This is a genomic window from Reyranella sp. (assembly GCF_965249915.1).
Classification (GTDB): Bacteria; Pseudomonadota; Alphaproteobacteria; order Reyranellales; family Reyranellaceae; genus Reyranella.
Map to the genome: position 1 here is coordinate 3,280,450 of NZ_OZ252257.1, position 17,490 is coordinate 3,297,939.

The 17,490-nt window shown below is 67.1% G+C and carries 18 protein-coding genes; 11 read left to right on the top strand and 7 right to left on the bottom strand.

The window, feature by feature from the left end:
• Positions 1–77 precede the first annotated feature (77 nt).
• The 3 genes from ACP15H_RS16290 to tldD all read left to right on the top strand — a co-directional run bounded on the left by ACP15H_RS16290 (position 78) and on the right by tldD (position 4,253).
• On the top strand, positions 78–1,619 hold the full coding sequence (locus ACP15H_RS16290; RefSeq protein ID WP_425067230.1) for an AMP-binding protein: 1,542 nt from the start codon (positions 78–80) through the stop codon (positions 1,617–1,619).
• Positions 1,620–1,677: 58 nt separating this feature from the next.
• Positions 1,678–2,649, top strand: a complete 972-nt coding sequence (locus ACP15H_RS16295) for a zinc-binding dehydrogenase (protein ID WP_425067231.1) — start codon at positions 1,678–1,680, stop codon at positions 2,647–2,649.
• A gap of 242 nt (positions 2,650–2,891) precedes the next feature.
• Positions 2,892–4,253: a metalloprotease TldD gene (gene tldD, locus ACP15H_RS16300; protein WP_425069912.1), complete on the top strand. Its 1,362-nt coding sequence runs from the start codon at positions 2,892–2,894 to the stop codon at positions 4,251–4,253.
• Positions 4,254–4,376: 123 nt separating this feature from the next.
• Here the strand turns inward: tldD and ACP15H_RS16305 are convergent, their stop codons facing one another.
• From ACP15H_RS16305 to ACP15H_RS16330, 6 genes are all read right to left on the bottom strand, one after another.
• Positions 4,377–4,778 carry a DUF1801 domain-containing protein gene (locus tag ACP15H_RS16305; RefSeq protein ID WP_425067232.1) on the bottom strand — a complete coding sequence of 134 codons (402 nt, stop codon included), beginning with the start codon at positions 4,776–4,778 and terminating at the stop codon, positions 4,377–4,379.
• 2 nt (positions 4,779–4,780) lie between these two features.
• Positions 4,781–5,767: a ketopantoate reductase family protein gene (locus ACP15H_RS16310; protein WP_425067233.1), complete on the bottom strand. Its 987-nt coding sequence runs from the start codon at positions 5,765–5,767 to the stop codon at positions 4,781–4,783.
• Between the two features lies 1 nt (position 5,768).
• Positions 5,769–6,314, bottom strand: a complete 546-nt coding sequence (locus ACP15H_RS16315) for a hypothetical protein (RefSeq protein ID WP_425067234.1) — start codon at positions 6,312–6,314, stop codon at positions 5,769–5,771.
• A gap of 20 nt (positions 6,315–6,334) precedes the next feature.
• Positions 6,335–7,189 carry a VOC family protein gene (locus ACP15H_RS16320; RefSeq protein WP_425067235.1) on the bottom strand — a complete coding sequence of 285 codons (855 nt, stop codon included), beginning with the start codon at positions 7,187–7,189 and terminating at the stop codon, positions 6,335–6,337.
• Between the two features lie 14 nt (positions 7,190–7,203).
• The gene (locus ACP15H_RS16325; protein ID WP_425067236.1) at positions 7,204–8,568 is read right to left on the bottom strand and encodes a glutamate--cysteine ligase; all 1,365 of its coding nucleotides are present in this window, start codon (positions 8,566–8,568) and stop codon (positions 7,204–7,206) included.
• A 144-nt stretch (positions 8,569–8,712) separates the two neighbouring features.
• Positions 8,713–9,501 carry a 16S rRNA (uracil(1498)-N(3))-methyltransferase gene (locus tag ACP15H_RS16330; RefSeq protein ID WP_425067237.1) on the bottom strand — a complete coding sequence of 263 codons (789 nt, stop codon included), beginning with the start codon at positions 9,499–9,501 and terminating at the stop codon, positions 8,713–8,715.
• A gap of 74 nt (positions 9,502–9,575) precedes the next feature.
• Between ACP15H_RS16330 and ubiA the strand changes: the two genes are divergently transcribed.
• From ubiA to ACP15H_RS16365, 7 genes are all read left to right on the top strand, one after another.
• Complete coding sequence (ubiA, locus tag ACP15H_RS16335) at positions 9,576–10,499, top strand: 4-hydroxybenzoate octaprenyltransferase (RefSeq protein ID WP_425067238.1); 924 nt, start codon at positions 9,576–9,578, stop codon at positions 10,497–10,499.
• The gene (locus ACP15H_RS16340) at positions 10,499–11,170 is read left to right on the top strand and encodes a class I SAM-dependent methyltransferase (RefSeq protein ID WP_425067239.1); all 672 of its coding nucleotides are present in this window, start codon (positions 10,499–10,501) and stop codon (positions 11,168–11,170) included. The genes ubiA and ACP15H_RS16340 overlap by 1 nt, the downstream gene beginning before the upstream one ends.
• A gap of 71 nt (positions 11,171–11,241) precedes the next feature.
• Positions 11,242–11,994 carry a hypothetical protein gene (locus ACP15H_RS16345; RefSeq protein ID WP_425067240.1) on the top strand — a complete coding sequence of 251 codons (753 nt, stop codon included), beginning with the start codon at positions 11,242–11,244 and terminating at the stop codon, positions 11,992–11,994.
• Positions 11,995–12,163: 169 nt separating this feature from the next.
• Positions 12,164–13,069, top strand: coding sequence for a DMT family transporter (locus ACP15H_RS16350; RefSeq protein WP_425067241.1), 906 nt, complete (start codon positions 12,164–12,166; stop codon positions 13,067–13,069).
• A 1-nt stretch (position 13,070) separates the two neighbouring features.
• Positions 13,071–13,526 carry a CreA family protein gene (locus ACP15H_RS16355; protein WP_425067242.1) on the top strand — a complete coding sequence of 152 codons (456 nt, stop codon included), beginning with the start codon at positions 13,071–13,073 and terminating at the stop codon, positions 13,524–13,526.
• 21 nt (positions 13,527–13,547) lie between these two features.
• Entirely contained in the window at positions 13,548–14,432 is an 885-nt protein-coding gene (locus ACP15H_RS16360; RefSeq protein ID WP_425067243.1) for an HpcH/HpaI aldolase/citrate lyase family protein, read from the top strand.
• Positions 14,433–14,448: 16 nt separating this feature from the next.
• Positions 14,449–15,108, top strand: coding sequence for a glutathione S-transferase family protein (locus ACP15H_RS16365; RefSeq protein WP_425067244.1), 660 nt, complete (start codon positions 14,449–14,451; stop codon positions 15,106–15,108).
• 103 nt (positions 15,109–15,211) lie between these two features.
• On the opposite strand, the gene ACP15H_RS16370 is transcribed toward ACP15H_RS16365, so the two are convergent.
• Positions 15,212–15,934, bottom strand: a complete 723-nt coding sequence (locus ACP15H_RS16370; RefSeq protein ID WP_425067245.1) for a hypothetical protein — start codon at positions 15,932–15,934, stop codon at positions 15,212–15,214.
• Between the two features lie 30 nt (positions 15,935–15,964).
• Between ACP15H_RS16370 and ACP15H_RS16375 the strand changes: the two genes are divergently transcribed.
• On the top strand, positions 15,965–17,482 hold the full coding sequence (locus ACP15H_RS16375) for a UbiD family decarboxylase (RefSeq protein WP_425067246.1): 1,518 nt from the start codon (positions 15,965–15,967) through the stop codon (positions 17,480–17,482).
• The last annotated feature ends 8 nt before the right edge of the window (positions 17,483–17,490 follow it).

Sequence of the window (17,490 nt, forward strand, 5' to 3'; positions counted from 1 at the left end):
GCGCGCATTCAGAACCGAAGAGCGGAACTGGCACAACGCTTGCGAGTGCTGTGCCGGTCGGCTCTTATGCGGCCGTCATGCATCCCTATCATCACGCCCGCACCCATCCCGACAAGCCCGCCTACATCATGGCCGGCAGCGGCGAGACGGTGACCTATCGCCAGCTCGACGAGCAGTCCAACCGCATCGCGCAGCTCTTCCGCTCGCTCGGCCTCCAGGCCGGCGACCATGTCGCGATCTTCCTCGAGAACAACCCGCGCTTCTTCGAGATCTGCTGGGGCGCGCAGCGCTCGGGCCTGGTCTACACGGCGATCAGCTCTCGCCTCACTGCCGCCGAGGTCGACTATATCGTCACGGATTGCGGCGCCCGGCTGTTCGTCACCTCGAAGGCGCTGGCCGAGAAGGCTGCCGAGCTGGTGCCACTGATGAAGGGTGCGCCGCATCGCTTCATGATCGACGGCACGATCCCCGGCTACGAGTCGTGGGAGGACGCGGTCGCGCGCTTTCCCGCCACGCCCATCGCCGACGAGACGGCCGGTCACGACATGCTCTATTCGTCGGGAACGACGGGACGGCCCAAAGGCGTCATGCCGGTGGTCGAGAGGCAGCCGATCGACTTCGACAATCCGCTGCTGGCGGTCAGCCGCAGGCTCTACGGCATCGACAGCGACACGGTCTACCTGTCGCCGGCGCCGCTCTATCATGCGGCTCCGCTGCGCTTCAACATGAGCGTCATGCGGCTGGGCGGCACCTCGGTGATCATGGAGCATTTCGACGCCGAGGAATATCTGTCGCTGATTGCGAAGCACAAGATCACGCACACGCAGGTCGTGCCGACCATGTTCGTGCGCTTCCTCAAGCTGCCCGAGGAGGTGCGCGCGAAGTACGACGTGTCGTCGCTCAAGTGCGTGATCCATGCCGCGGCGCCCTGCCCGATCCCGACCAAGGAAGCGATGATCCAGTGGTGGGGCCCGATCATCTGGGAGTATTACGGCGGCACCGAAGGCAACGGCCTCACCATGTGCAACGCCCAGGAATGGATGGCGCACAAAGGCACGGTCGGCCGCGCCATCATCGGCAAGCTCAAGATCTGCGACGACGAAGGCAACGAGCTGCCGACCGGCGAATCCGGCACGGTCTATTTCGCCGAGGGCCGGTCGTTCGAGTATCACAACGATCCGAAGAAGACCGCCGAGTCGCGCCATCCCAAGGGCTGGAGCACTCTGGGCGACGTGGGCTATGTCGATGCCGACGGCTTCCTGCACCTGACCGACCGCAAGGCCTTCATGATCATCTCCGGCGGGGTGAACATCTACCCGCAGGAATGCGAGAACCTGCTGATCAACCATCCCAAGGTGATGGACTGCGCCGTGTTCGGCGTGCCGAACCCGGACTTCGGCGAGGAAGTGAAGGCCGTGGTGCAGCCGCGCGACATGGCCGACGCCGGCCCGGCGCTGGCCGAGGAGCTGATCGCCTACTGCAAGCAGCACCTCTCCGCCATCAAGTGTCCGCGCAGCGTCGACTTCGAAGAGGAGCTGCCGCGCCATCCGACCGGCAAGCTCTACAAGCGCCTGCTGCGCGACCGCTACTGGCAGGGCAGGACCAGCAAGATCGCCTAGGCGGTCGCCGGCCTTCGCCGATGTGCTAAGGGTGTCTCCACAGTTTAGGGAGATCACCATGAAAGCAGCCGTCGTCACCGATAAGGGCGTCCAGTTCACCGACGCCCCCAAGCCCGTGCCCAAGGCGGGCGAAATCCTGATCAAGGTGAAGGCGGCGTCGCTCAACCGCGCCGACCTCGCGGTGGCGTCCGGCCATTCGCACGGCCGCATCGGCGGCCCGGGCACCATCGTAGGCCTGGAATGCGCCGGCGAAGTCGAGGCTGTCGGCCCCGACGTGAAGGACTTCAAGCCGGGCGACCGGGTCATGAGCGCGGCGGCCGGCGGTTTTGCGGAATACGCCGTCACCGATTCCGGCCGCGCCCACAAGATCCCGGCCAACAACATGAGCTACGAGCAGGCCGCCTGTATGCCCGTGGCCGTTCAGACCATGCACAACGCGCTGGTCGGCGCCGGCCGTCTCAAGAAGGGCGAGACCGTGCTGATCCAGGGCGCCAGCTCGGGCGTCGGCCTGCTCGGCATGCAGATCGCCAAGATCATGGGTGCCTCGGTCGTGCTCGGCAGCTCGACCAACGACGGCCGCCGCGCGCGGCTGGGCGAGTTCGGATGCGACGTGGCGATCGACACGCGCGACCCGAAATGGCCGGACAAGGTCAAGGAAGCGACCGGCGGCAAGGGCGTCGACCTGATCGTCGACCAGGTCTCGGGCGGCGTGATGAACCAGAACATGGAAGCCGCCGCCATCCTCGGCCGCATCGTCAATGTCGGCCGGCTGGGCGGCATGAAGGGCGAGTTCAACTTCGACCTGCATGCGCTGAAGCGCATCGACTATATCGGCGTCACTTTCCGCACCCGCAGCCCCGAGGAGGTCCGCGACATCGTGCAGGCGGCCCGCAAGGACCTGTGGACGGCCATCGAGGAGGGCAAGCTCAGCCTGCCGATCGACAAGACCTTCCCCCTGTCCGAGGCCGCCGCCGCGCTTGCGCACATGAAGGCCAATGCCCATTTTGGCAAGATCGTATTGGTCGTCTGAGGCAGCGTTTGCCCTGACCGCCCGCCTGTCGTCCTGACCGAAGCGAAGGACCTGACCTCGCCACAAAGGTGGTGTCAGTAGCTGACGCGAAATCCTTCGCTACGCTCAGGATGACAAGGTGGCGGGATGACCGGACGACAGAAGAAAAAGGTGCCCGCATGACCAAATCGATCAACCATCTCGCCACCGCCGACGGCCTGTTCTTCGGCAAAGGCGGCCTCGACAAGCGCAAGACCGAGAAGATGGTCGACGACGCGCTGGCCGGCACCGACGACGGCGAGCTGTTCCTCGAATATGTCCAGAGCGAGAGCCTCTCGTTCGACGACGGCAAGCTGAAGAGCGCCTCCTACGACACCTCACAGGGCTTCGGCCTGCGCTCGGTCGCGGGCGACGTCACGGGCTTCGCGCACGCCTCGGCGCTCGACGAGCAGGCGCTGAAGCGCGCGACCGAGACGGTGAAGACCGTGCGCTCGGGCCGCGGCGGCACCTCCGACGAGTCGCCGCGCGGCACCAACCGGCTGCTTTATGCCGACGACAATCCGATCGACGGCGTGCCCTTCGCCCAGAAGGTCGCGCTGATGCAGGAGATCGACGCCTACGTCCGAGGCAAGGAGCCCAAGGCCCGCCAGGTCTCGGTCTCGCTGTCGGGCTCGTGGCAGGTCGTCGAGATCGTGCGCGCCGGCGGCTGGCGCGCCGCCGACGTGCGCCCGCTGGTGCGGTTGAACGTCAGCGTGGTCTGTGCCGACGGCACGCGCATGGAGGCCGGCAGCACCGGCAGCGGCCGCCGCGCCGCCTATGGCGACATCTTCCTGCCGTCCTACTGGCAGAAGGAAGCCGACGAGGCGATCCGCCAGTCGCTGGTCAACCTCGACTCCGTCGACGCGCCGGCCGGCGAGATGCCGGTCGTGCTGGGCGCCGGCTGGTCGGGCGTGCTGTGGCACGAGGCGGTCGGCCACGGGCTGGAAGGCGACTTCCACCGCAAGAAGACCTCGATGTTCACCCACCTGATGGGCGAGATGGTCGCCTCGCCGGGCGTCACCGTGGTCGACGACGGCACGTTGAACGACCGCCGCGGCTCGCTCACCATCGACGACGAGGGCACGCCGACGCAGCGAAACGTGCTGATCGAGGACGGCCGCCTGGTCGGCCTGATGCAGGACCGCATGAACGCCCGCCTGATGGGCGTGAAGCCGACCGGCAACGGCCGCCGCCAGGGCCATGCCTACGCACCGATGCCGCGCATGACCAACACCTTCATGCTGGGCGGCGACAAGGATCCGAAGGAGATCATCTCCTCGGTCAAGAAGGGCCTCTACTGCGCCAATTTCGGCGGCGGCCAGGTGGACATCGTCTCGGGCAAGTTCGTGTTCAGCGTGACCGAGGGCTACCTGATCGAAGACGGCCAGATCGGCCGCCCCGTGAAGGGCGCGACCCTGATCGGCGCCGGCTCCGACGCGCTGACCCGCGTCGGCATGGTCGGCAACGACATGTCGCTCGATCCGGGCATCGGCACCTGCGGCAAGGACGGCCAGGGCGTTCCGGTCGGCGTCGGTCAGCCGACCCTGCGCATCGACGCCCTCACCGTGGGCGGCACCGCGACCTGAGAAACCAAAGGTCCTTCGCTGCGCTCAGGATGACTTCGGTTCTTGAACTGACGCCGTGCGTCGATTCAGAAGAAGTTGTCATCTTGAGCGTAGCGAAGGACCTTTTCGTCTTTCCACACAGGACTAACGCTTCTTCTTTTTCGCAGCCCGCTCGGCCAGCGCCTGTTTGTTGGCGGCGACGGCGGCGCGGACCAGGGCCTTGAAGGCTCTCTCGTTCAGCGTGGCGCCTTCGGGAATATCGATGGCGCGGCGGGCATTGCCGTCGAGGTTGGCGTTGAACAGCTTCTTCGGATCAGCGAGCGCGGCACCGCGGGCGAAGGTGAGCTTCACGACCTGCTTGTAGGTCTCGCCGGTACAGACGATGCCGTCATGTTCCCAGACCGGTACGCCGCGCCATTTCCATTCCTCGACGATCGCGGGATCGGCCGCGTGGATCAGGTCGCGCACCCGGGCCAACGTCTCGCCGCGCCAATCGCCCAGCTCCGCGATGCGCTTGTCGATGTTCGCGGAAGCGGCGGCGCCCATGTTCAGGACCGATAGAGGCCCTTCGATTCCGCGAGGCTGACGCAGATCGATTCGATGGCATCGAGGGTGGGCGTGTCGAGGCCGGCGCTGCGCGCAAAGGCAAGCGGCGCCCGCACGATCGCCTCGACCTCCATCGGACGGCCACCCTCATAGTCCTGCAGGATCGACGGGCGGTGGTCGGGATAGACGCGCTTCGGCCCGTAGCGGACCTCGGGCGAATCGTCGAGCACGACGCCGTGCGCGGCGGCGATGGCCAGCGCCTCGGCATGGGCTCGGCGGGCCAGGCGGTTGACCATCGGCGTCGCCTGGATGGTCGTGGGCTGGCGCAGGATGAGGCACAGCGTCGAGCCGGTGAAGTTGGCCATCAGCTTGTGCCAGATATCGTAGCGGATGTCGGTGGTCGAGGGCGAGGAGATGCCGGCCGCGATCAGGGTCTCGCGCAGCTTCTCGATGCGCGGCGTCTGGCGATCGTCGGGCTCTCCGACCCACAGCACGTTGCGCTCGGGCGAGATGTTGCGCACCACGCCGGGCTCGATGACATGGTTGGACGAGGTGATGACGCCGCCGAGGGTGCGGTCGAACCCCACCGCCTTGAGCAGCGCGCCGCCGGGATCGAGCCGCGACAGGTCGGGCGCCCTGGGCCGGCCCTTGCCCAGCCCGTGGCCGTACCACCAGGGAATACCGTTCTGCGCGAAAACCACCGGCGTGCCGGGGCCCAGCAGCGGCGACACCGTTTCGGCAACCGCCGACAGGCTGGAGGCCTTCAGGGTCGAGATCACCACGTCCTGCGGACCGAGATCGGCCGGTCTGTCGCTCGCCTTCACCTTGGCGACGATCGTCTTGTCGCCGGTCAGGAGCGTGAGGCCGTTGGCCCGGATCGCCTCGAGATGGGGACCGCGGGCCACGACCGAAACCTCGTTGCCGGCGGCCGCGAGGCGCGTGGCATAGTTGCCGCCGATCGCGCCGGCGCCGAAAACGCAGATACGCATCCTAGCCCTTGCTCTCCGCAAATCTGAGCGAGCCCAGGAAACGCGCGGCGGCCGCCTTCGTCTCCTCGTCGTTCTTGGCCGTGACCAGCAGGCGATAGAGCCGGTCCTTCACGATATAGGTGCGCATCATCACCAGCGCGCCCTGCTGGTCGGCAATGTCGAGCGCGTAGCCGTCCCAGCCCTGCAGGGTCACCGGCTCGTCGAGCACGTACTTGAAGGTGGCGCGCGGGAAGGCCTTCTCGGCCTCGCCACGCCCCAGCTCGCGCGCCATCTCCTTGCTGTCCTTGGACGAGAACCAGCCGGGATCGTAGTCGACATAGTCGAAGTCGAACATCTCGTCGGCGCGCTTGGCGGCCCAGGCGACCCGCTCGCCGGCATGCCCCTTTTCCTTCTCGGCCGCCGTACTCTTGCTGGCCGGCGCCGGCATCTCCAGCCGGAACCGCAGGTCGGGACCGACCACGGTCTGCCATTCGGCCGCCTGGGCATAGGCGACCGTCGGCACCGCCGAAAGGGCCGGAGCGGTGAATACGAACGAACGACGGGTCATGCCAATACTCTTCAACAAACTCATGCGGGGGGCACCAATTCTTCTCGGCCAGACCAGTCCCAGGCCAGCCCGGTGCGCGAGACACCGAGCAGCACTCCGTGCAGTTCCTTCGGGTGGATCCAGCCACCGTCGGGATCGGTGACGGGATCGGATCCGCGCGGCGTATAGTGCGCGCCGGCGTCGAGCAGGCGCTGGCGCACGTTCGGCCAGTCGTGGACCTCGACGTAGCACATGTAGAGCGAGTCGCCGTGCTTGTGGGCGTAGCGGCCCATCGCGTGGACGTTGTCGGTGACCTGGCTGAGCTCGATGCGGTCGAGCCGGTTGGGCGGATCGAACAGAGTGAGCGTGCCGATATAGCCGAAGCGCTCGCTGCCGATCGCGCTGAAGCGCGACGGATCCAGCCCGAACAGGCCGGCATAGACGGCGGCGGCTCGGCGCCAGTCGCTCATCAGCGTGTTGGTGGTCTCGTAGAGGAACGATACCGGCCCGACCCTGGGGCGATAGGTGCTCTCGGAAATCACCATCGGCAGACCGAAGGTCGTCTCGGCCGACAGATAGAGCTGCTCGTTGTCGAGATCGTAGGGAATGCCGAGACCTTCCCAGCGCTTCACCATGCCGTCGAGATCGGCGGTGCAGTAGCCCGCCGTCATCAGGCCTTCGCCGCGCCGGCTCAGGAAATCCTGGGTGAGGCCTGCGCCGTCGGCCTCGCAGAGCTCGAACTCGCTCTCGCCGACGGCAAGGATGGTGCGCCTGGCCGAGAGGTGGCGGCTATGGTCGTGCCGCGACACCTGGCTGCCGAGCAACTGGCCGAAGCGCTGCGCCGCCTTGGCGGCGTCGTGCACGGCGATCTGGACGCGGTCGCATCGATCGAGCATGCCGCGACCTTACCTCAGTAGGCACAGTCGCGGAACAGCGCCGCGAAAGATCCTTTCCATTCACCGTGCCACTTGGCGAGGAGTTCGTCGGCCGGCGCCTGGCCGCTGGCGACGGCGCGGTCGAGCGGCGCCAGGTACATGGTCTCGTCGGCACCGTCGGCATTGAGCTGCTTTCGCGCGCGCAGCCCGGCATGCGCGATCTCGACGACCTCGCGCGCCAACTCCGACAGGACGCGACCGCGGAACATCGTGGCGAGGCCCGACTTCGGCGTTTCGGCCCGCAGGAAATCGTGATCCGCGGTGCTCCAGTCCTTCACCAGGTCCCACGCCGCGTCGAGCGCGCTCTGGTCGTAGAGCAGACCGACCCACAGTGCCGGCAGCGCGTTCAGCGCGCCCAGCGGGCCGGAGTCGGCGCCGCGCATTTCGAGGTAACGCTTCAGCCGCACCTCGGGGAAGGCCGTGGTGATGTGATCGGCCCAGTCGTTGATCGAGGGCAGCTCGCCCGGCCGCGCCGGCAGCCTGCCCTTCAGGAAGTCGCGGAAGTTCTGGCCGGAGGCATCGATGTACTTGCCGTCGCGATAGACGAAGTACATTGGCACATCGAGCATGTAGTCGACGTAACGCTCGAAGCCAAAGCCGTCCTCGAACACGAAGGGCAGCATGCCGCAACGGTCGGGATCGGTATCGGTCCAGATGTGGCTGCGGTAGCTCTTGAAACCGGCCTCCTTGCCCTCCTTGAAGGGCGAGTTGGCGAACAGGGCCGTGGCGATCGGCTGCAGCGCCAGCGAGACACGGAACTTCTTCACCATGTCGGCTTCGGAGTCGAAGTCGAGGTTGGTCTGCACGGTGCAGGTCCGCAGCATCATGTCGAGACCGAGCGTGCCGACCTTCGGCATGTAGTCGCGCATGATCTTGTAGCGGCCCTTGGGCATCCAGTGCATGTCTTCGCGCGTCCACTCCGGCGCGAAGCCCAGGCCGATGAACGACGCGCCGATCTCGCCCGCGACCTGCTTCACCTCGTCGATGTGCTGAGCGTTCTCGGCCGCAGCTTCGTGCAGTGTCTCGAGCGGCGCGCCGGACAGTTCGAACTGTCCGCCCGGCTCCAGCGTGATGCTGGCCTTGTCGCGCAGCAGCGCGATCGGATTGTTGCCCTCGATCACCGGCTCCCAGCCGAAGCGCGTCAGGCCTTCGAGCATGGCGCGAATACCGTCCGGCCCGTCATAGGCCAGCGGCTTGAGGGTCTTGGTGTGGTAGCCGAATTTCTCGTGCTCGGTGCCCATGCGCCACTTGGCGCGGGGCTTGTTGCCGGCCGCGAAATACTCGATCAGCTGCCGCCGATTTTCGATCGGCGCGCCGCCGCCCGACGGAGGTGCGGACATACGATCAACTCTCCCTGATCGCTCCGCACCTTGTGAGGGTTGGTGGAGCGGCGCGGTCGCATGAGAAATTCTCACGCGAGCCCGCGGCTGGTTCATCCTGTTCGATTCGCTCTCTCCCACATCGCCGGGGGCCTGCGCAAGCGCTCAGACGGTAACCCTGGAGGCGCTATAATCGCCGCTGAGACGCGGTGTCGGGCGCCGCCAGTCGCCGAGGAGCGCCTGCCAGCATGCCAGCGCTGCAAGCGCCGCGGTGTCGGCCCGCAGGATGCGTGGACCGAGGCCCACCGACGTTACATCCTTTATGCGACGCAGTGCCTGCAGCTCGATTTCGGCGAAGCCACCCTCGGGACCGATCACGATCGCCCAGGGCGCCGCGCGCGCCGCGTCGTCGAGCCGCGACAGCGCCTCGGCGATGGGCGGCCCGCCGCCGGTCTCGTCGCACATCATCAGGCGCCGTCCCTCGGGCCAGCCGTCGAGCAACTTTCCGAGATCGACCGGTTCGCGCACCTCCGGCACGGTGAGCCGCTCGGTCTGCTCGGCCGCCTCGATCGCATTGGCCCGCAGACGGCCGACATTGACCCTCTCCACCGCCGTGTGGCGCGTCACCACGGGTTGCAGGACGGCGACGCCGAGCTCGGTCGCCTTCTCGGCGATATAGTCGATGCGGGCGCGCTTCACCGGCGCGAAGCACAGCCAGACATCGGGCTCGGGCGCCTGCTCGCGGGTGCGCTCGCCCAGTTCGGCGACCGCCGACTTCTTGCCGCGCGCCGACAGGGTGCCGCGCCATTCGCCGTCGCGGCCGTTGAACAGCAGCAGCGGCGCGCCGTCGGGCCGGCGCATGACGTGGCGCAGGTAATGGACCTGGGCCTCGTCCAGCGGGACTTCGGCCCCGGCCGCGAGATCGGCCTCCACGAAGAGACGCCCGATACTCATGGATCCCTGCTCATCTATTTGCCTTCATGGATCATTGTCGCGCATAGCTGCATGATGACGCCCATGATGACGCCATGACCGCCGGGCGGACAACCGGCTTCACCGATATCGACCAGACTCACTGGACGCTGCGCTACCTGCCGCCCTGGGCGCGCCCCTACGGGCGGCTGGCGCGCTGGGACCGGCCGATCGGCATCTGGCTGCTGCTGTTTCCCTGCTGGTGGTCGCTGGCACTGGCCGCCGCGCCCGACTGGGGCCGGCTGGCGGGCCTGATGGCGCTGTTTGCGCTGGGCGCCATCGCCATGCGCGGCGCCGGCTGCACCTGGAACGACATCGTCGACCGCAAGGTCGATGCCGGCGTCGAGCGTACACGCGGCCGGCCGCTGCCGTCGGGCGAACTGAAGCTGCATCACGCGCTGATCTGGATGGCGCTGCAGGGCGCGGTGGGCGCCGCCGTGCTGTTCAAGCTCAACAAGTTCGCGGGCGGCGTGGCCCTGCTCTCTCTGCTGCTGGTCGCGATCTATCCGACGATGAAGAGGATCACCTCCTGGCCTCAGGTGGTGCTGGGCTTCGCCTTCAACTGGGGCGCGCTGGTGGGTTACGCCGCCGTCACCCAGACGCTGTCCTGGGCCACCGTCGCGCTCTATTTCGGCGGCGTCGCCTGGACGATGGTCTACGACACGATCTACGCCATGCAGGACCAGCGCGACGATGCGGTGGTCGGCGTGCGCTCGACGGCACGCCGCTTCGCCGCCGCGCCGCGGCGCTGGCTGAGTTTCTTTGCGGTTCTGGCGATCGGCTTCTGGATCGCGACCGGCCTGCTCGCGCCGCTGGGCATCGGCTATTTCGTCCTGCTGGCCGGTATCGCCGCGCACCTGGTGTGGCAGATCGCGCTGCTGAAACCCCACGACCAGGCCGACTGCCTGATGCGGTTCAAGTCCAATCGCCTGGTCGGCTGGCTGATGCTGGCGGCCGTCATCGTCGACAGGATCCATTGATGTCGAGACTCCCCGACGATCCCGAAGGATTCATCCGCGCCAACACCGCCCTCGAAGCGCCGGCGATGGTGCCGGAGTTCAGACTCTGGCTGGCCAGCGAGTATGTCCCGATCTGGCAGGCCACCGAGTCGTGGCTGGAGGAGAAGAACGTCGATCCGCCCTACTGGGCCTTCTGCTGGCCGGGCGGCCAGGCGATCGCGCGCCACCTGCTCGACAATCCCGACCTGGTCAGGGGCAAACGGGTGATCGACTTCGCGGCCGGTTCTGGCGTCTCCTCTCTGGCGGCGGCGCGCTGCGGTGCGGCCTCGGTCGTGGCCAACGACATCGATCGCCTGTCCCTGGTCGCCGCAGGCCTGAACGCCACGGCCAACGGTCTATCCATCGAGACGAGCAGCGAGGACTGGCTGGCCGGAGTGCCGGGAGAGCCCGAGGCCGACGTCGTGATCGCGGGCGACGTCTGTTACGAGCGCGAGATGTCGGTGCAGGCGCTGGCCTGGCTGCGCAGCCATGCCGCCCGGGGCCGGCTGGTCCTGCTGGGCGACCCGGGTCGCAACTATTTCAGCGCCCAGGGCCTCGAGGAGCGCGGTCGCTATGAAATACCGACCTCGCTGCAGCTCGAGAATCGGGGCATGCGCGAGACCGTCGTCTGGCGGGTCCTGCCCGTTTCGTGAAGCTATTCGGCGGCGGGCTGTTATAATTCCGTAACTGTTCTTTCACAGACGGATCGGGCTACAGCAAAGCCATGCCCCCTAGCACCAAGAAATCAAAGATAAGCGCGGCCGACTTCGCGAGCCTGTACGAAGGCTTCAACGCGCCGGTCTCGCGCTTCGATTGTGGCCGCAAGTGCGCGCCGCTGAACGACGGCGAGCCGGTCTGCTGTTCGACGCAGAACGCCGTACCGGTCGTGCACATGGCCGAGTGGGAGCTGCTGAAGACCCGCACCGACCTGTGGTCCAAGTTCAAGCCCTACGATTATTCCACCCGGATGATCGTCGAGGAGCTGACCTCCGACTGCATGGCGATCCACTGCAAGGGCGCGCGGCACTGCGAGCGCGACAACCGCACGATCGCCTGCCGCGGCTTCCCCTTCTTTCCCTACCTGACACGGCAGAAGCAGTTCGTCGGCATCGGCACCTACTGGGTGTTCCAGGACCGCTGCTGGATGATGTCCAACCTCGAGGTCGTCGACCGCACGTTCGTCGAGGAGTTCATCACCGCCTACGAGGCGCTGTTCATCAAGGATCCGAGCGAGTTCGAGACCTATGTCGACTACTCGGCTACGGCGCGGCGCGTCTACTCCCGCTGGAAGCGCGAGATTCCGCTGCTCGGCCGCAAGGGCGAACTGCTGATCGTGACGCCGTCGACCGGCGAGATCCGCCCGGGCAAGCCGCGCGACTTCCCGAAGATGGAGCCCTTCAATTCGGAGAAGAATTACAAGCAGGCCATCAAGGATGCCGGCGGCGAATACCCGAAGGACGGGTTGCGCCCGAGCTGAGCCTGTCAACGGTTGCAGGCGCCGCTAAAGGTCCCTCGCTGCGCTCGGGATGACAAATTTTGTCGGGACCTGCTCAGTGCGCCCATTAAGCAAACGGTGTCATCCCGAGCGCAGCGAGGGACCTTTCCTTCACCGGAAGATTCACGCCGCGACGTGCTAGAACACCGCCGTGTCGTCCCTCACCCGCCGTCGCATCGCCTGGACACTGTTGCTGCTCACGCCCGCGATGTTCGCCGTCAACATGCTGATGGCGCGCTACGCCACGTTCGTGCCGCCGAACGCGCTGGCGCTGGGGCGGTGGTTCTTCGTGGCCGTTCTGCTGCTGCCGTTCGCGTGGCCGCGTCTCGTGCGCCATCGCGCGGCCCTCACGCGCGAATGGCGCGACCTGCTGCTGCTGGGCGCGATCGGCATGTGGATCTGCGGCGCCTGGGTCTATATCGGCGCGCGCTCGGTGCCGGCGCTGAACATCGGGCTGATCTACGCAGCCTCGCCGATCCTGGTCGTGGCGCTGGGCCGCCTGCTCTATCGCGAGCGGCTGACGGCCGGCCGCATCGCGGGCATCGTGCTCTGCCTGGCCGGCGTCGCCGCGGTGTTCGCAAAAGGCCGTCTCGAAAATCTGCTGGCGGTACAGTTCACCGAGGGCGACCTCTGGATCGCGGCCGCCGCGGCCTGCTGGGGCCTCTACTCGGTGCTGCTCAAGGCGCGGCCGAGCGCACTCGATCCGCTGACCAGGCTGTGCGCCATCTCCTTCGCGGGCTCTCTCGTTCTGTTGCCCTTCGCGATCGGCGAGGCGCTCTTCTGGCAGGCGCCGGACCTCGCCGACTGGCGCACCTGGGCGTCGTTCCTGGTGCTGGCCGTCATTCCCGGCGTCGGCGCCTACGGCGCCTTCGCCTATTGCGTGCGCGAACTGGGACCGTCGGTCACCAGCGTATCGATGTATCTCGGGCCGCTCTATGTCGGCATTCTCGCCTGGATCGTCCTCGGCGAGGCGCCGCAATGGTATCATCTCATCGGAACGGTGCTGGTGCTGCCCGGCCTGTTCCTCGCCACACGTCCGGCCAGCAAAGGAGTCTGACATGAAACGCGCGATCCTCGCCGTCCTCGCCCTCGTGGTTGCCGGTCCGGCAGCGGCCGAAGAAATCGGCTCGGTCGGCTATCGCTTCAAGTGGCTGGGCCCCAACGACAAGATCGTGGTCGAGGCGTTCGACGACCCCGACCTCGGGGGCATCACCTGCTATCTCGCGCGCGCCCGCACCGGCGGCTTCAAGGGCATGGTCGGCCTGGCGGAGGACCCGCCCTATGCGTCGATCTCCTGCCACCAGGTCGGCCCGATCGACGGCGACAAGGCCGAGAAGCTCAAGAGCCCGCACGAGGTGTTCAGCGAGCGCGCTTCGCTGATCTTCAAGACCACGCAGGTCGTGCGCTTCTACGACCCCAAGCGCCGCGCCCTCATCTATCTCACCTACACCGACCGCGTGATCGAGGGCAGCCCGCAGAACTCGATCAGCGTCGTGCCCGTCGGCCTGCGCTGACTTCTTCCGGAGAACCATTCAATGAATACCCGTCCCACGCCGAACTGGCGCTCGCTGATGTTCGTGCCGGTGCTGGCCGAACGCTTCATCGCCAAGGCCCATACGCGCGGCGCCGATGCGCTGATCCTCGACCTCGAGGATTCGATCATCCCGTCGAAGAAGGCGGAGGCCCGCGCCGCGATTGCCGCTGCCGTGCCGCGGGTGTCCCAGAACGGCGCCGACGTCGTGGTCCGCATCAACCGCCCGCTCGAACTGGCCGTCCCCGACATCGAGGCCGCGGTGATGCCCGGCGTCTCGGCGCTGATGCTGCCCAAGGTGATGGGGCCCGAGCATGTGCGCCTGCTGGCCGAGCTGGTGACCGAGCGCGAGGCGCAGCTCGGCATGGAGATCGGCCACACGCGCTTCCTGGTGCTGATCGAGACGGTGGCCGCCCTGCCGCATCTCTTCGCCATCGCCGCCGAGCCGCGCATGGCCGGCATGTCGGTCGGCGGTGAGGATTTTGCCACCGACATGGGCGCGATCCCGTCGGCCGACAGCATGTACGTCTTCGCCATGCAGGGACTGGCCGCCTGCCGCGCCGCCGGCATCCTGCCGATGGGCTCGATGGGTCAGCTCGCCAAGATCGACGATCTCGACTCCTACCGCGCCGGGCTGAAGCGCGGCCGCGAGCTCGGCTTCACCACGGCCTCGTGCATCCATCCCGCGCACGTGCCGATCATCAACGAGGAATACGGCGCCTCCGACGCCGAGGTCGACCGCGCCCGGCGCCTGCTCGCGGCCTTCGAGGTCGCCAAGGCCAATGGCGAGGGCGCGGTGGCCTTCGAGGGCAGCATGGTCGACCTGCCGATCGTCATTCGGGCGGAACGTTTGCTCGCGCGGGCCGCTTCCTGGAAGAAGACCGGCTGAACGGGAGCCCCTGGCAATGTCGCTTGCGATCTACGGCCATCTCTTTTCGTCCTACACCCAGAAGGTGTTGATGGCGCTTTACGAGAACGGCACGCCGTTCGAGTTCCGCGCGCTCGGGCAGGAAATGCCCGAGCATGTCGGCGAGTGGCTGAAGCGCTGGCCGTTGCGCAAGTTCCCTGTGCTGGTCGACGGCGATCGCACCGTCGTAGAGACCAGCATCATCGTCGAGTATCTGCAGCTCGCACATCCCGGCCCGGTGCGCCTGATCCCGGCCGACCCGCTGGCGGCGCTCGACGTGCGCTTCCTCGACCGCTTCTTCGACCTGCATGTCATGAACATGATGCAGCTCGCGGTCGACGGCGCCCTCACCGGCGATCCGATCAAGCGCAAGGACGGCCACGACGCGGCCATCGAGAAACTGGAGCGCGCCTACGCCTGGCTCGACGCCGAGCTGGCCGGCCGCATCTGGGCCACCGGCAGCGACTTCACGCTGGCCGACTGTGCCGCCGCACCGTCGCTGTTCTACGCCGACTGGGTGCACAGGATTCCCGAATCCTATCCGGTGCTGCGCGCCTACCGCACGCGCCTGCTCGCACGACCGTCCTTCGCCCGCTGCGTCGACGACGCGCGACCGTTCCGCCCCCTCTTCCCGCTGGGCGCACCCGACCGGGACTAGCAAGACGGCAAAGGTCCCTCGCTGCGCTCGGGATGACACAGGGTTTATTGCCCCACCCATTGTCATCCCGAGCGCAGCGAGGGACCCTTCTTGAACCTTCGCCTCACCGATACAAAAACGTCCCCAGCAGGACCCAGCGGCCGGACTTCGGCGCGCCCACAAGCGGCGTGGTGTAGTGCCAGAACGGCAGGCGATAGGCCGTCACGGTCGAGGGGCCGGCCACCGACACGATCTCGCTGAAATGGCCGGCGCGGCTGTAGACCAGCCACTGATGCTCGACGCCAGGGGTGCACAGGCTGAGATGCAGGTCGATGTATCCGGCCTTCGCCGCCTCGTTCTCGGGATGGTGATCGTTGTGCGGCCCGGCATAGTCGCCCGGTCCGTAGCGAAGAACCTGCAGGCCCCAGCCCGACTTGAGCCTGCGTCCCGCCAGCGCCTCGGCGAAGGCCCGGAAGCTCTGGCTGCGCATCATGCGGGCGAGGCCGATCCGTTCGGCGGCCTTCACGCCGGGCTCGCGGCGGCTCTCGAAATAGATCGTGCGCGCCCGGCTGCTCTTGGGCAGCAGCTCGGCATAGTCCTGCTTCATGTCGAAGATCGTGTCGGGCGGGATCGGCCGCTCGATCGGCTCCATCGTTTCCGGCAGCTCGGCCTCCAGCGTACGCCGTACGCGTGCGACCTTGGCGCGGTCGAGCAGGTCCTCCGCCGCCAGGAAGCGCGTGCGCGGATTGGCCAGCGCCCCGCACAAAGGATGTGTGCCCGCCAGCACGCGCCGGCCGGCGCGGCTCAGCAGGTCTTCGAATTCAGCCGGAATGTCGTTTGATCTCATCGGTCCGCCCCTCTAAACGACGTGCCTAGCATGCCATACGCCTCGCTTCGCGACTTCATCGACCGGCTGGAGAAGAGCGGCCGTCTCGTGCGCGTCACCGCGCCGGTCTCGCCGAACCTGGAGATGACCGAGATCCAGACCCGCCTGCTGGCCGAGAAAGGCCCGGCGGTGCTGTTCGAGAACGTCGTGCGGGCCGACGGCACGCGCTCCGACATCCCGGTGCTGGTCAACCTGTTCGGCACGGTCGAGCGGGTGGCCTGGGGCATGGACCGCGAGCCGGGGCAGTTGCGCGCGGTGGGCGAGACGCTGGCCTTCCTGCGCCAGCCCGAGCCGCCGGGCGGCTGGCGCGAGGCACTCGAGATGCTGCCGATGGTGCGCACCGTCATGGCGATGAAGCCGAAGACGGTGAGTTCCGCGCCCTGCCAGGAGATCGTCCTCACCGGCGACGACATCGACCTCGGGAAACTGCCGATCCAGACCTGCTGGCCAGGCGAGCCGGCGCCGCTGATCACCTGGCCGCTGGTGGTGACGCAGGGGCCGAACCCGAAGGGCGACAAGCAGGACAGTTTCAACCTCGGCATCTACCGCATGCAGGTGACGGGCAGGAACACGACGCTGATGCGCTGGCTGAAGCATCGCGGCGGCGCGCAGCATCACCAGCGCTGGCATAAGTCAGGCAAGCGCGAGCCGCTGCCGGCCGCCGTGGTGATCGGCGCCGATCCCGGCACCATTCTCGCTGCCGTGACGCCGGTGCCCGACACGCTGTCGGAGTATCAGTTCGCGGGCCTGCTGCGCGGCAAGAAGGTCGAGCTGGTCGCGTGCAAGACCGTGCCGCTCAAGGTGCCGGCCGAGGCCGAGATCGTGCTCGAGGGCCATGTCAGCCTCGACGACTATGGCGACGAAGGCCCCTACGGCGACCATACCGGCTACTACAACAGCGTCGAGCAATTCCCGGTCTTCACGATCAGCGCCATCACGATGCGGCGCAAGCCGATCTACCTCTCGACCTTCACCGGCCGGCCGCCCGACGAACCCTCCGTGCTGGGCGAGGCGCTGAACGAGGTGTTCATCCCGCTCTTCCAGCAGCAGTTCCCCGAGATCGTCGACTTCTGGCTGCCGCCCGAGGGCTGTTCCTATCGCATCGCCGTCGTGTCGATGAAGAAGGCCTATGCCGGTCACGCCAAGCGCGTGATGATGGGCGTGTGGAGCTATCTGCGGCAGTTCATGTACACCAAGTGGGTGATCGTGGTGGACGCCGACATCGACGCGCGCAACTGGAAGGACGTGATGTGGGCGCTGTCGACCCGCATGGACCCGGCGCGCGACATCACGGTCATCGAGAACACGCCGATCGACTATCTCGACTTCGCGAGCCCGGTGTCGGGCCTCGGTTCCAAGATCGGCCTCGATGCCACCGACAAGTTCCCCGGCGAGAGCAACCGCGAATGGGGCCGGCAGATCAGGATGGACGACGCGGTGATCGAAAAGGTCGACGCGATGTGGAACAAGCTCGGCCTGCCGGGATCCGGCAGGAAGATTTGGCGTTGACGGAAGGC